This window comes from Anoxybacillus ayderensis, assembly GCF_013761015.1.
Taxonomy (GTDB): Bacteria; Bacillota; Bacilli; order Bacillales; family Anoxybacillaceae; genus Anoxybacillus; species Anoxybacillus ayderensis.
Genome location: NZ_JACDUV010000007.1, coordinates 140,275 through 153,814, shown reverse-complemented (window position 1 = coordinate 153,814; position 13,540 = coordinate 140,275). Strand labels below are relative to the sequence as shown.

General features: G+C 41.5%; 12 protein-coding genes. 1 reads left to right on the top strand and 11 read right to left on the bottom strand.

Going from position 1 to position 13,540, the window contains the following annotated elements; all coding sequences use genetic code 11:
- Positions 1 to 270: 270 nt before the first annotated feature.
- The 6 genes from HNR63_RS11435 to HNR63_RS11410 form a co-directional block, all read right to left on the bottom strand.
- On the bottom strand, positions 271 to 2,709 hold the full coding sequence (locus HNR63_RS11435) for a DEAD/DEAH box helicase family protein (protein WP_181520800.1): 2,439 nt from the start codon (positions 2,707 to 2,709) through the stop codon (positions 271 to 273).
- Positions 2,702 to 3,028, bottom strand: a complete 327-nt coding sequence (locus HNR63_RS11430) for a nucleoside triphosphate pyrophosphohydrolase (protein ID WP_181520775.1) — start codon at positions 3,026 to 3,028, stop codon at positions 2,702 to 2,704. Before HNR63_RS11430 ends, HNR63_RS11435 begins: the two co-directional genes overlap by 8 nt.
- A 142-nt stretch (positions 3,029 to 3,170) precedes the next feature.
- A complete protein-coding gene (locus HNR63_RS11425) occupies positions 3,171 to 4,283 on the bottom strand; it encodes a Ger(x)C family spore germination protein (protein ID WP_181520774.1) in 1,113 nt (370 codons plus the stop codon).
- Positions 4,280 to 5,716 (bottom strand): spore germination protein, encoded by a 1,437-nt coding sequence (locus tag HNR63_RS11420; protein WP_181520773.1) that lies wholly within the window; start codon positions 5,714 to 5,716, stop codon positions 4,280 to 4,282. Before HNR63_RS11420 ends, HNR63_RS11425 begins: the two co-directional genes overlap by 4 nt.
- Positions 5,717 to 5,722: 6 nt before the next feature.
- Positions 5,723 to 6,928 carry a GerAB/ArcD/ProY family transporter gene (locus HNR63_RS11415; RefSeq protein ID WP_181520772.1) on the bottom strand — a complete coding sequence of 402 codons (1,206 nt, stop codon included), beginning with the start codon at positions 6,926 to 6,928 and terminating at the stop codon, positions 5,723 to 5,725.
- Complete coding sequence (locus HNR63_RS11410; protein WP_181520799.1) at positions 6,925 to 7,998, bottom strand: cation:proton antiporter domain-containing protein; 1,074 nt, start codon at positions 7,996 to 7,998, stop codon at positions 6,925 to 6,927. The genes HNR63_RS11415 and HNR63_RS11410 overlap by 4 nt, the downstream gene beginning before the upstream one ends.
- 110 nt (positions 7,999 to 8,108) lie before the next feature.
- Here HNR63_RS11410 and speD point away from each other — a divergent pair, with 110 nt between their 5' ends.
- Complete coding sequence (gene speD, locus HNR63_RS11405; protein WP_042535462.1) at positions 8,109 to 8,882, top strand: adenosylmethionine decarboxylase; 774 nt, start codon at positions 8,109 to 8,111, stop codon at positions 8,880 to 8,882.
- On the opposite strand, the gene bioC is transcribed toward speD, so the two are convergent.
- The 5 genes from bioC to HNR63_RS11380 all read right to left on the bottom strand — a co-directional run bounded on the left by bioC (position 8,875) and on the right by HNR63_RS11380 (position 13,524).
- Positions 8,875 to 9,642 (bottom strand): malonyl-ACP O-methyltransferase BioC, encoded by a 768-nt coding sequence (bioC, locus tag HNR63_RS11400; protein WP_181520771.1) that lies wholly within the window; start codon positions 9,640 to 9,642, stop codon positions 8,875 to 8,877. The two genes, speD and bioC, sit on opposite strands and share 8 nt — an antisense overlap.
- On the bottom strand, positions 9,635 to 10,315 hold the full coding sequence (locus HNR63_RS11395) for an alpha/beta fold hydrolase (RefSeq protein WP_181520770.1): 681 nt from the start codon (positions 10,313 to 10,315) through the stop codon (positions 9,635 to 9,637). Before HNR63_RS11395 ends, bioC begins: the two co-directional genes overlap by 8 nt.
- Positions 10,312 to 11,481: an 8-amino-7-oxononanoate synthase gene (gene bioF, locus HNR63_RS11390; protein WP_181520769.1), complete on the bottom strand. Its 1,170-nt coding sequence runs from the start codon at positions 11,479 to 11,481 to the stop codon at positions 10,312 to 10,314. The genes HNR63_RS11395 and bioF overlap by 4 nt, the downstream gene beginning before the upstream one ends.
- Positions 11,482 to 11,545: 64 nt before the next feature.
- Positions 11,546 to 12,553: an iron chelate uptake ABC transporter family permease subunit gene (locus tag HNR63_RS11385; protein ID WP_181520768.1), complete on the bottom strand. Its 1,008-nt coding sequence runs from the start codon at positions 12,551 to 12,553 to the stop codon at positions 11,546 to 11,548.
- Positions 12,550 to 13,524, bottom strand: coding sequence for a FecCD family ABC transporter permease (locus tag HNR63_RS11380; RefSeq protein WP_181520767.1), 975 nt, complete (start codon positions 13,522 to 13,524; stop codon positions 12,550 to 12,552). The genes HNR63_RS11385 and HNR63_RS11380 overlap by 4 nt, the downstream gene beginning before the upstream one ends.
- Positions 13,525 to 13,540 lie beyond the last annotated feature (16 nt).

Sequence of the window (13,540 nt, the reverse complement as noted above, 5' to 3'; positions counted from 1 at the left end):
TAGAATTCTTAACTGTAAAATCCATTAAACCGTACAGACAACATTATTACCCTGAGAAAAACTCATACGTCGCGATTATCTTCCGAAGTGACCCTTCGTCTTTGATCGGAAACAGTTTTCTTTCTGTACATGTGTAGTAACATTCATGATGTATAACTGTATTAATAATATCAAGAACAACTTTGTCTTGTCGTTTGAACGTTTCTCTACAAATTGGACAGCGTAAGTTCCCAAGAATTGAAACCATGGACATCCATCCCCTTTGCTTTTTTATTTCGAGATTTCTTGCTTCTCTCCACCTCTCCTCTCAAAATACACATGCAACCGATACTCGCAAATTTCTTGCGTCCACTCGTATAATATGTGTTCGTCTTCTGGTGCGATGGAAAAGGTTAGCGAGAAGACGTTGTTTTCAAACGAGATGAGTCCGTTTGAGCTGCCGCTCCATTTTGTCATCGGCATTTTGGCGATAAGTTTCGCCACTTTTTGTTCGTCGTATTGCCATAAGCGTTTCGTTTCGCCGTCGGAGAAGTCGATACGTTTTCGATATTCTTTCTCCATAAAGTATTGATGAAAAAATGGCGCGACTTCGTTCGGCGTCATTGGCAAGTACCAGCGTGATGGCCCGCGATTCAGCATCGCCTGCAAAACGACCATTTTGTAGCTTTTTGTCATCGTTGTTCGCTCGACTTCAACGAGCCACTGTTCATAGCGTAAAAACACTTCTTTTTCGCGTTCGGACAATTCGTTTGCCCAATAAAGAAAGCCGACGTACGATTTAAACTCATCGCGATATTCTTTCGCGATGCTGCGGCCGTACAAGTGAAGTTCAAGATACGTCGGACGACGGCCAAGTTGTTGTTTTACGTCATAGTAGTCAATGAGCAATTTTTCTTTGCGCGGTTGACGTTTTCGACGCATTTCCTCTAGTAAGTGAACGACACGAACATCAAAGTCAATAACACACCCGTCTGGGACAACAGGAATAGTAGATTTTTGTTTTCTTTTTTCTTCTTTTTTTGTATCAAATAGTGCGAGTTTGACATCGGCATTGCGATAATTCCCGATCAAGTCAATAATGACGCAATACTGTTTTGCTGGATGAAGGCGCAAGCCTCGACCGACTTGTTGGGTGAAGATTGTCAATGACTCCGTCGGGCGAACGAATAATAGCGTATCGACCGCTGGGATATCCACTCCTTCGTTAAATAAATCGACGGTGAAAATCCCATCTAATTCGCCTTTTTCGAGCATCGCAATTGCTTTCGAGCGCGTGATATGTACTTGCTTGGAATGCAAGCTAACGGTACGGTAGCCGTGTTCGTTAAAATAATTTGCTAGAAAATCGGCTTGGCGAATGGAGGAGCAAAACACGAGCGTTTTCGTCTGTTTGTACTTCTCCCAAGCTTGCAAAATACGTTCTGCCATTTCTTCACGAAGTTGTACTTGCAATAGTTGTTCTTCATCATAGCGATTGCCGCGCCATGCGATTTTCGTATAATCTGTATCATCATATACGCCATAATAACGAAATGGCGCAAGCCACCCTCGCTGTACGGCTTCGATAAAATCAATGCGATACGCCACATTTCCGTCGCAAATGGCATATACGTCTTTATAATCATTGCGATCAGGTGTGGCTGTAATGCCAAGTAAAAACTTTGGCTGGAAATAGGCAAGCACACGCTCATAAGACTTCGCCGCGGCATGATGAAATTCATCGACAACAATTAAATCGAACGCATCTTGCGCAAATATTTCGAGATGTTTTTTCATGCTTAATGTAAAAATAGATGCAAAAACTACATCTGCTTGTCCTTCTTTCGCTTTTCCATCATAAATACCAAACGTCTTATGTGAAAGAACTTGCGCAAATGACCGTTTTGCCTGATGCAAAATTTCTTCGCGATGGGCGATAAATAGCACTCTTTGAAACTTTTGTGCGAAAAAAGCAGCTAAATACGTTTTTCCTAATCCCGTCGCCATGACAACCATCGCGCGATCGTATCCTTCAGCATATGTTGCTTCCAATTGGGCGAGTGCTTCGACTTGCGCAAAGCGTGGCTGAATCACACCATATGGTACTTTTTCATCATGAATGATTTCTGTTTCTTGTTCCGTTTCAATAGGAAGCATAAATTCTACTTCTTCTAACTTCGTCCATTGTCGCACGAGATTCGCATGACGTTGGTGATAATTGGCATATTGTTCTTCATATTGCTTTAACGTCTCGGCGTTGACTTGTACCGTTTGTTCAGCATAAAAAAGAGTTAAAAACTCATTCATTACTTCCACAAACACACGTTCTTCCACACATTTATGTATACCAATATTCCATTCTACACCGCTCGTTAGCGCAGAACGCGATAAATTGGACGAACCGATAATAAAATAGCCGTCGTTTTTATCTTCAAACAAATATGCTTTCGGATGAAAAGAAACGCCGTTGCTTTTCCATAAGCGAATTTCAATATTCGGATGGATTGCTAGCAATGCTCGCAATGCCTCCGGCTGTGTGACATACAAATAATCGCCAGCGCAAATCTTAATATCCGCTCCCCGTTCCGCTGCTTGCTTTAACGGTTCTTTGATGACTTCCACGCCCGACTTCATCACAAACGACGTTAATATATAAATCGTGGATGAGGTTTCGATATGTTCTTTTAGTTTTCCGATCAAATGACTTTTGACAAACTCGACTTTACTCATCATGTACCTCAATTAAGAAAATTTTTTCCTTAAATCCGCCTCGTTTCTCCGCTTTCGATGCACGAATTACCTCGACTTGCTCGATCGTTGCCCCATGGCATTCGGCAAGCGCATGTACAATTTCTAACAAATCCGCCAACTCTTCTATTGCTGTCACATCGTCTTTGGCACTCACATATTCCTCCAGCTCTTCAAACGCTTTTTTTCTCAGTTCATGGCGGTATTCTTCATCGCTTAATGTCCGCGTTGTAAACGTCTTCCCAGCTGCTTCGATGACTTGTGGAATGTTGTCGCGAACAAGTTTGTTGTAAACAGGCATCGTATCCTCTCCTATCTCTTTCCTTTGTCTATTACATATTTTACTAAATATCTCTTTCATGAGAAAGCACTTATTTGTTGGGAAGGACATGTCATTTTCTTGATGAATGCTATCCATTATTGTTTTACGAAATGTATCGTAGTCATGAATTTTTCAATTTGCCTGTGCTAATGATGTTAATATGAACAGAAACATCTGCCATTTCATAAGGAAAAATGATTGTTTTTCCCCCTACTATTTTGTTCTTATCTAACCATTCATTTACATTAAGTACATCTGCATAAATATTTAAGCCTTCACGATACGTATTCCATATTTCCCCTTCGATAATGCTCTCTGTTTTATGTTTTATTTTTTTTAAAGAAATTTCTTTTATTTTTTCATTCATAATCCCTTTGCCACTTATATGTAGAAATATTTGTTTCCCTTTTGTTCTCATTGAAATACGCAAGTTTTCAACTGTGACGGAAGCAAGTGGTTCATCATTTTCAATAACAATGACTGATGATTTTTCCATCTTTTGATCGAGCCAACGCATACCTAATAACTTCGATTCCGATAACCATCCTTGTAGATGATGATCAATTAAAAAATGAGCACCTGATATTTTTAATAAAGGTTTCCGTTGATTGTCTGACTGCCAAGTTTTTGTAGAAAGACTTAACGAAGGAATGTACACTGTTTTTTTAGTTGTTGATGCATCTGCTAAATATTCAAAAAAACGTACAGGTCGAATGACAGAATACTGCCTGTACAATTCGTTAGGTTCATGTAAAATATTTGATAGGGCAGATAATTTAAAAAAAGATTTAGCTTGGAAAATGCGATCAATTTTTTCCCTCGTGCTAAATAACCAAATATTATAGCGAACTTCTCGATAGCGATTCACAAAGTCAATTGCTTGCTTTAAGTTCGTTTTCAGTACACGTTCAGATAAAACAATGGCAGAAATATGTCCCCAAAAAAGACGTTGCTGCGCCTCTTTTGTTAACGCATCAATAGCCTCTTGGATCGTTTTCCCATTTCTTTTTCCAATCCAAATGGGAGGAGATTTTTCTGGAAACCCACCTTCTAACTTGGCCACATTTGAAAAATCAAGAACTTGTGCAAAAACAACGAATTCTTTTTTCTCTTCATTGAAATCAATACCGATTGCTGTCACGTAATTAATATCTTGAATTTCTTTTATATTCCAACATCCATTTAAAAGAAGAGATAAGCTAAAAATAATAAAGAAAAATAAACTAGTTCTCATTCATGCTCTCCCCTTTGATGCTGCGCTTTCTTCAAAAATAATGGGCGATAATTCGAAAAATGAGTCATCGGATGCAAAAGCGTTTGTATCGCTTCTCTCCAAGTCAGCCCATATGAACTCAATAACAACAAATATGGAACACCAAATGAGCGCAACCGTGCCAAATAAATAACAATAATAAAAAAAGACGAAAAAAATCCAAACAAACCTAAAGAAGCAGATAAAATCAAACATCCCATTCTTAAAAGAGTAACTGACCCTGCTAAAACTTGATTACTAATCGTATAACTAGCCAACGTAGAAAGTGCAACAATAACAACGACAGATGGTGAAATGAAACCAGCACGTATTGCTGCATCACCGATAATTAATCCTCCTACTACCGTTAACGTTTGACCGATCGAGGACGGTAGCCGTGCTCCTGCCTCTCGAAATAGTTCTAACAATGTAAATACAACAATAATCTCCATCGGAGCAGGAAATGGAAGACCTAATCTTGCCATTGTAACGGTCGCCAGAAGTGGAAAAGGAATCTGATCTTGATGGTAAGAAATAAGCGCTGTCCAAAAACCCGGCAAAAACACGGCGATAATTAACCCAATCAAACGAAAGAGACGACTAAACGAAACAATGTAATAAGGAAAATGAAGGTCTTCTGGAGACTTAAGTAAAAAAGTTAAATTTGTCGGACCAACAATAGCTGTAGGATTACCTTCAACTAAAATAACAAATCTCCCTTTCAGTAACGCCTGTGCAACGAAATCTGGTCGTGTAGAATCAGCAATCATCGGAACGATTGAAGCAGGATCATCTTCCACTAAACACTCGAACTGAGTAGTTGAATAAACGCCATCAAAATCAATTTTTTCAATTCTTTTTATTACTTCCTTCAAAATTTGTTTGTTAACAATATCTTCCATATATAACAAGGCAACTGGCGTTTTTGACTTCGTGCCGACAGTGAATTTTTTATAACACAAATGAGTCGACTTTAAACGTTTGCGCAAAAGGGCTATATTTGTCTCTAAATCCTCAACAAATCCTTCGCGTGGACCACGTATAGCAATTTCTGATTTCGATTCATCGACTGCGCGCTTTGGCTTATTTGCTACATTAATTGCTATGACATGCATTTGTCTTGGTAAATAAAAAATTACATATCCATCCAAAACATGTTCTGATAATTCATGCAATGTAATTGTCAAAGGTAGCATCTCCCCTTGAATAAGCTCAATCACCTGCTTCCACTCTTCCCCTTCTATAACCGCTAAAATGAATGGTACAATATTCTTATTCAAATATTCTTTATCAACTACTGATTCACAATAGATCACAATCGCTTCGCGCACAGTATACACTTTCACATCATCATATTTTGAGAAAAAGTTTATCAGTTTTCCTGTATTAGCTTCTTTTAATACTTCGTTTTTCATTTTTTATCATCCTTTTTTAGTTATGGTAAGCAATCCTATAAAAACAGAAAGGGTAATAAAAAAGCATAACGACATGGGAAAATATATATGACGAACAAATTCATAAAATTGAGCATCTCCAATAGGAATAAGTGAAACCATCACTAAAAAAACACAGGTAATACGAAGTAACCATTTTTGATAAGGCATCTGCAAAGGAAAAAGATCTACTATCACAAACAAAATAAAACACACTCTAATAAGTGATCCTGATAACCATTGATAGATAGAGAAGAAATCAACGTGCGAAATATACTTTCCGATTTGTAACATCCGCCATTGTTCATATGCCGGATATCTTTGGTTTACCGCCTCTGACACATTAAAAATGGTAATACTACCCATAAGCGGACCTAATGTCAATCCGACTAAAATCATCCCTAATATCCATATATTTTTAAACTGAATAGTTGGCTTTATTCTTTGTTGCAAAAATATTAGTAAAGCAAGTTCAACGAGTCCCCCTGCACTATATGCCACGCCTCTTAACATTGGAAGCATACCCTTTTCGAAAATAGGAAATAACCGTGTGTAGTCTTTGTATAAAAAATTAGTTGTCATTACAAAAAAACCGAGGATCACAACGAAAAATAAAATAACACCTGCAGCAATAGCCAATGATTGAATATTCGAAGATACACAGATATAAGCGATAAATATAAATAGTAGACTTAAAATAAAAATAGGTGTCTGTGGAAAATACGATGTAATTGTCCATGTTAACGTATCTTTTATCGTGACAGACATCATTAAAAAAAGAAATAAAGCGATCATGATGCAAAAAGCCCAAGCAATAAATCTTCCCATTCGCTGACTAACCCATTCAAAAAAAGTTTGTCCATTCATTTTCTTAATGATTCGATAAAGGAAAAATAGCCATATCGTATACAAAATTGCGGTTACTAAAATAGACACCCATGCATCCCGACCAGCGACCTCTAGCAAAACAGGTATGACCATTACATGATTTACAAGCCCAACACTTAACATAAAAACAATGATTACTTGCTTTGGAGAAATCGTCTGATCACTCATTTCATTCAACCCTGCCTTATATTTTTTCAGCAATATATCATTTCCATATATCAAAAAAAATATGCGGTTAAAAAGAAAACGGCTTCCTGAATGGAAACCGTGTCCGTTTATTTCATTATTGACATTTAGAGAGATCAATGATACTCCCCCTCTAACAACTCCCGCAATTCTTTTACATATTCCTCGGATCCGGTGACGATCATGCGGTCGCCGATGCGCATTTCGGTGTCTTCATGTGGAACGATCGATTCGTGCCCGCGGAAAATGCGGACGATGATGCAGTCGCCGAGAAATGGGAATTGGCGAAGGAATTGTGTAAACAACAGGCGCAAATCTAAATTGACACCAACCATCACGAAAAAAATCGGGATAAAAAAGCCGTAGCCGAACGAGTCAAGCTTATGAACGAAATCTTGATTTGGGGCCAATAAAGAAACGAGCACCCCGGCAAGAAACGCCCCTAAAATGTTTTCAGCCCCGAGCGTTTCTGATAACGCGACGAGAACGATAATCAACGCAAATACAGCGCGCGTGCCAATTTGAATTGTCCCTTTTGCCATCGTTTCGATAAACGAACGTTTTTTAAAATATTTCCCTGCAAAATAAAACAACACACCAACGAGAAATAAACCGAGCAATAACCATGTGTTCCCATGGCTCGGATCATACGTCGATACGAAAACAGCTAACAACACCATCGTGACTAAATCTGCAATGACCGCAATTAATAAAATCGTTTGTCCGATGGTTGTCTTCATTAAGTGCGCATCTTTCAGCGTTGGAACGACAACGCCGAGCGAGATGGTCGAAATGATCAGCGTCATTAAAAAGGCGTTATCGATGTAACCGAACCAAACAAATGTGTAAGAAAGACCGAGCGAAACGAGAAAAATGCCGACAAATATAATAGAAGCGACGAAAAACGCATTCGGCTCTTTTTCTCCCTTCCTCTCCTTTTTGTTCGCAAAGGCAGAAAAATCAATTTCTAACCCGCTTAAAAACATTAAAAACAAAAACCCTAACGTCGATAACGTCTCGAGCCACATATCTTGTTCAACAATATTGAACCCCGTCTTCCCGATGATGATCCCTACAATAATTTCCGCCACCACGACAGGAATCATGCGCAGACGAAAACGATGCAATAAAAGTGGCGTGAGGAACGCGGCAACGATGACGATAACTAATGATGAAAGCGATGCATGCATCATTCATCCCTCCTTCCAATATTTCCCATTCATTATATAAGTTTGTGAGCAAAGTTACAATTTTTTTGCATAAACGGGGAAACATAAGAAAAAAGAAAGGAAGATGCATCATGAAACTACACGGATTTAACAATTTAACAAAGTCGCTTAGCTTTAATATGTACGATATTTGTTATACGAAGAGCGCAAGTGAGCGGGAAGCTTACATTGCATACATTGACGAAGTGTATAATGCGGATCGGTTGACGGGCATTTTGCAAAATGTAGCGGATATGATTGGAGCGCATATTTTAAATGTCGCCAAACAAGATTACGTTCCTCAAGGGGCAAGTGTGACGATGCTTATATCGGAAAGCCCGATTGAAGTGCCAAAAGAAGAACCGCCTGTACCACAAGCGGTCGTTTGTGCCCTTGATAAAAGCCATATTACGGTGCATACATATCCCGAATATCATCCGAACGATGGAATTAGCACGTTTCGAGCTGATATTGATGTCGCCACGTGCGGGGAAATTTCACCATTGAAAGCACTCGATTATTTAATTCGCTCATTTGAGACCGATATTATGATTATCGACTATCGCGTGCGCGGATTTACGCGCGATATTTCCGGGAAAAAGCTATTTATTGATCATGATATTACATCGATTCAAAACTACATTCCTGACGACATTCGCAAACAGTACGATATGATTGATGTGAACGTGTATCAAGAACATATTTTCCATACGAAATGTAAATTGCGCGAGTTTGATTTAGATAGCTATTTGTTTGAACTGTCTAAAGATCAGCTCTCGAAAGAAGAAGTAGATGACATTACACAAAAATTACGCATAGAAATGGATGAAATTTTTTACGGAAAAAACATGACGCTCCCTAACTAATGGCGATCGAAATACAATGGTATGTCGCGCGAACACGCCCTTGTTCCGAAAAACGTTGTTCATATTCATGCATCATTGTTTTAAATACAGACGGTCGTTGACAATAGCGTCCAGATGTACTATTCGTTGCGCCGATGTGGCGAAGCGATAAAAAAAAGTCGCGCACAGATGGAAAATATTCGACTTCAAACTGCTCGTGGCCACGCGCATGGGAATGCATATGCAGCCACTCATGAAATGTCGGAAACGATGGTCCGATGCGAAGCGGCTCATGAATATGTTGTTTCGCTAGCGCATAAGCAAACGAAGTATGCAGCTCGTAAAACGTTCGGTCGCCAAATGTTGAAAAAAGAAGTTGTCCCCCTTCGTTTCTTCGTTCGGTAAGTTTGGCGATCGTTTGTTTTGGATTTGTGAACCATTGAAACGTTGCATTCGAAATAATTAAATCGTACGTTTCATGCCATGTTACTTCTTCTACATCTGCGCAAAGCCAAGTCACCGGTGCACCCCCTAGTCGTTCTTTTGCGACTTCAATCATGCCCGGGGCGATATCGACGGCGGTGAGCTGTGCATGCGGATAAGCGTCATACAGCAATTTTGTTAAATACCCTGTGCCACAGCCGATTTCTAAAATCGTTTTTGGCGGGCGAGAAATGCGTGCCATTAACTCATGCGCCATCTTTTTTTGGACGTTTGCGAACTGATCGTACGTATTTGCTCGTTCGCTAAATCGCTTTTGCATTAATTGTTTATCAATCATTTTTTCCACCGCCTAACCATGTTTGAATGTAATGGGCGCATGCGTTTGGTTGCGTGACGTGCGGCGCGTGCCCGACGTTTGGCATAAGCATAAACGTACAATTGTTTGTTCGTTCGTATATATATTGAGCGGCTTGCGGCGGGCAAATGCGATCGCGTTCTCCATGAATAAGTAATAGCGGCACACGAATGCATGATAGCTTGTCGCGCACATCTGTTGTGAGTAAGTAGTCTAGTCCAAGCAACAAGTCCGGAATGTGATGATGCATATATGGGAATGGCTCCGCCTCTTCCTCGCCCCATAACATATCAATAAATGATTGTATCGTTTTTTCCGGTTGGCGTAGCAATTGTCCTTTCATTCGTTCCACAACGCGCGCATGCCAACCGGCATTGTAATGTTCCGTTGTGGTAAATCGGCTCGTTCCCCCGATACATACGAGCGCTTGAACATGTTCATGCGTAGCGAGTTGTAAAGCGACGAGCGATCCGAGCGACCAACCGATCACAAGAGATGGAACGGTTAAGGCTTCTTCTGCTTTCGTTAAAAAATGATGTACATCACGCATATGCTCCCATGCGACGATGGTGACGTGACTTGGCTGGAGCGCATGAATAAGTGGGGCAAACACTTCTCCTTTCATTCCCCAACCCGGCAATAATAGCACGTTCATGCGATCAACCCCATTTCTTTTCCGACTGCACAAATGTGCTCAATCGCCCAATCAATTTGTTCTTTTGTCATCGTTGCCATGAGCGAAAAACGAATGCGCGCCGTTCCTTCTGGGACCGTTGGTGGACGAATCGCAACGGCGACAATGCCACGCTCGCGCAATCGGGCGCTACACGCAAGAGCCCGTTCATTGTCGCCAACGATCAGTGGCACAATGTGCGTCGTGCTTTCTCCTATATGAAACCCCGCCTGTTGAAGACGCGTGCGGAAATGGTCGCTTAACGCACGTAAATGGTAACGCCGCGTTGGCTCTTTTTGTACAACGTCAATCGCGGCATAAATGGTGCCGAGTACACTTGGAGGTAGCGCTGTTGTAAAAATAAACGGTCTCATCGTGTTAATCAAATAATCGATGAACACGCGCTTTCCAGCGACATAGGCCCCATATGCACCGAGCGCTTTGCTGAATGTTCCCATATGTACGTCTACATGTTGTGCCACTTGACATTCATGAGCCATTCCTTCCCCGTTTTTCCCATATACACCGCTTGCGTGCGCTTCATCGACGACGAGTATCGCTCCGTATGCTTCCTTTAACGAAACGAGTTCGCGCAATGGAGCGACGTCACCGTCCATGCTGAAAATCGTATCGGTAACGATCAGTTTTCGCTTATGTTTGTCTGTCTTTTTTAATAGCATCTCTAAATGATCGAGGTCAGCGTGGCGATATCGTTTCACTTCTGCCCGGCTTAATATCGCGCCATCCACAATGCTTGCATGATTCCATTTGTCGCTAAAAATGACCGCATCCCGTCCTGCTAAGGAAGAAAGAATGCCGACGTTTGCTGTGTATCCACTATTGACGATGAGTGCAGCTTCATAGCCTTTCCAACGAATAAGCGCATCTTCTGCTTGTTCGTATAGCGGATGGTTGCCGACAACAAGGCGTGACGCGGTTGCCCCAACGCCGTATTTCCTCGTTGCTTCCATGCTTGCTTGAATTAATCGTTCGTCATGCGCTAGTCCTAAATAGTTGTTTGATGAAAAATTAAATAAATGTTGTCCGTCTACACGTATAAAGCATCCGTCGCTTTCTACGTTGACTAACGTTCGTTTTTGCGCTTTTTTCTCAAGTTGTTCAATATGTACTTGCAACTCCTCCCACAATGCACCTCTCCCCTTTTTTGTAAACCTTATAAATAAAAAAGTTTACACTTATCGTATCATACGTTTATTTCTTTTTCCATAATAAATAAACGAAATAAGGCGCACCGATAAGCGATACGAGCACACCCGCCGGGAGACCATCTGGTTCGATCAAGTTGCGTCCAACGGTATCAGCAAACAGCAACAACGCCCCTCCCATCAGCATCGCAACAGGTAAACTTAATTCGTTGCGCGGCCCAACAAGCGCACGAGCAATGTGTGGCGCCATTAAACCGACGAACGCAATGCCTCCTGTCACAGAAACGGCCGATGCCGCAAGCGCCACTGCTGTAAGCAATAAAACAAGCCGTTCACGACCGAGAGACACACCGATGCCAATCGCTACCGAGTCGCTTAACTGCAATGCATTGAGGCGATGAGCTTTATATAAAACAAACGGAACGAGAATGATAAGCCACGGCAACAATGCGAGAACAAACGCCCAATCGAGCCCCCAAATGCCGCCAGCTAACCATTTGGCAATAAAATCGACCTTCATCCGATCAGCTCCTGAAATGAGAACGATCATCAAACCTGAAAACGCGGTGGCAAAACCGATTCCAATTAACACGAGGCGAATCGGTTGAAGCCCTGTTTGTTTATTGTATGACAACATATAAATGAGGACGGCTGTCAGTAGCGCACTAAAAAAAGCGACGAGCGGAATAATGTAGGCAAATGATGCCGCTTGAATCGGAATAAATAAAAAGAACAAGGCGACTCCCACACCTGCTCCGGCGTTTATACCGATGACACCTGGATCGGCTAAGTCATTGCGCATGACGACTTGTAAAATGGCACCAGACAAAGCTAAAGCCATTCCTGCAAGCAACGTAATCGCGATGCGCGGCAAACGAATGGAGAAAAGAACGAATTGTTCTTTAAACGTCCCTTCACCTAAAAGCACCGGGATCAATCGGTCAAAAGATAAAGAAGAATAGCCTGTCCCCATGCTGATGATTGCTGTCATGCAAATGAGCGTAAATAATACGAGCAAAATGATGCGTTGTTTTTTTCGTAGAGGTACGATCACAACCCTTTTCCTCCTTTACGAACGATGAAAAGAAAAAACGGAAGCCCCATGACCGCCACAACTGCTACAACAGGCGTTTCATACGGTGCGTGAATCGTTCGGGCAATCGTATCGGCAAACAACATAAATGTCGCCCCACCGATCGCGCTCATCGGCAAAATAAAACGATAATCCGTTCCGACGAACAGACGAACAAGGTGTGGAATCATTAAGCCAACAAACGCTAAATTTCCGACAAGAGCTACAGATGCACCGGCTAAAATGATGACGATGAAAAAAAGAATTGTTTTTACGCGCGTCAGTTGTTGACCGAGCCCGACCGCTACTTCTTCACTCATACTTAAAATTGTTAATTGGCGACTTTGCCAAAAAGCAATAAGCATCGCCAAACAAATAAATGGCGTAACGATTTGTAACTCATACCACGTTGTACCCATCATCCCGCCAGCCGTCCACATCGATACGTCTTTTGACACTTTATATATAAGTCCAATCCCTTCGGCGACGGCGTATAAAAAAGTAGAAATAGCCGCGCCTGCTAAGACGATGCGAAACGGTGAAAATTGTTTCGCGCCAATGCTAAAAACGAGCAACCCTCCAAGCGCAGCCCCGCCAAAACAAGCGAACACCGTTTCGATATAGTTTGCGGAAGGGAAAAAGGCAAACATCATCGCTAAAGCAGCGTTTGCTCCTGCGGTTAGCCCAATGAGTCCAGGATCAGCGAGAGGGTTGCGGGTCATCCCTTGCATCACGGCCCCCGCTACAGCGAGAGCGGCTCCAACAACAGCGGCCGCCGTTTCACGCGGCAGGCGAACTTCGTGAATCATCGTCGCTATTTCGTTTGTCTCTGGCGCTGTGATCGCTAGCCAAACGTCTTTGATTGTCGTATCCGCCGCTCCGATAACAATTGAGCAAACGAATGTCACAAACAATACAACACATGCGAACAAAAATTTTTTCAACATACGCATCCTCACTTTTCTATTC

Excerpts from the sequence above, each read along its gene's own strand:
- HNR63_RS11435 (WP_181520800.1), bottom strand. The coding sequence starts at position 2,709 with ATGAGTAAAGTCGAGTTTGTCAAAAGTCATTTGATCGGAAAACTAAAA.
- HNR63_RS11430 (WP_181520775.1), bottom strand. The coding sequence starts at position 3,028 with ATGCCTGTTTACAACAAACTTGTTCGCGACAACATTCCACAAGTCATC.
- HNR63_RS11425 (WP_181520774.1), bottom strand. The coding sequence starts at position 4,283 with ATGAGAACTAGTTTATTTTTCTTTATTATTTTTAGCTTATCTCTTCTT.
- HNR63_RS11420 (WP_181520773.1), bottom strand. The coding sequence starts at position 5,716 with ATGAAAAACGAAGTATTAAAAGAAGCTAATACAGGAAAACTGATAAAC.
- HNR63_RS11410 (WP_181520799.1), bottom strand. The coding sequence starts at position 7,998 with ATGCATGCATCGCTTTCATCATTAGTTATCGTCATCGTTGCCGCGTTC.
- speD (WP_042535462.1), top strand. The coding sequence starts at position 8,109 with ATGAAACTACACGGATTTAACAATTTAACAAAGTCGCTTAGCTTTAAT.
- bioC (WP_181520771.1), bottom strand. The coding sequence starts at position 9,642 with ATGATTGATAAACAATTAATGCAAAAGCGATTTAGCGAACGAGCAAAT.
- HNR63_RS11395 (WP_181520770.1), bottom strand. The coding sequence starts at position 10,315 with ATGAACGTGCTATTATTGCCGGGTTGGGGAATGAAAGGAGAAGTGTTT.
- HNR63_RS11380 (WP_181520767.1), bottom strand. The coding sequence starts at position 13,524 with ATGCGTATGTTGAAAAAATTTTTGTTCGCATGTGTTGTATTGTTTGTG.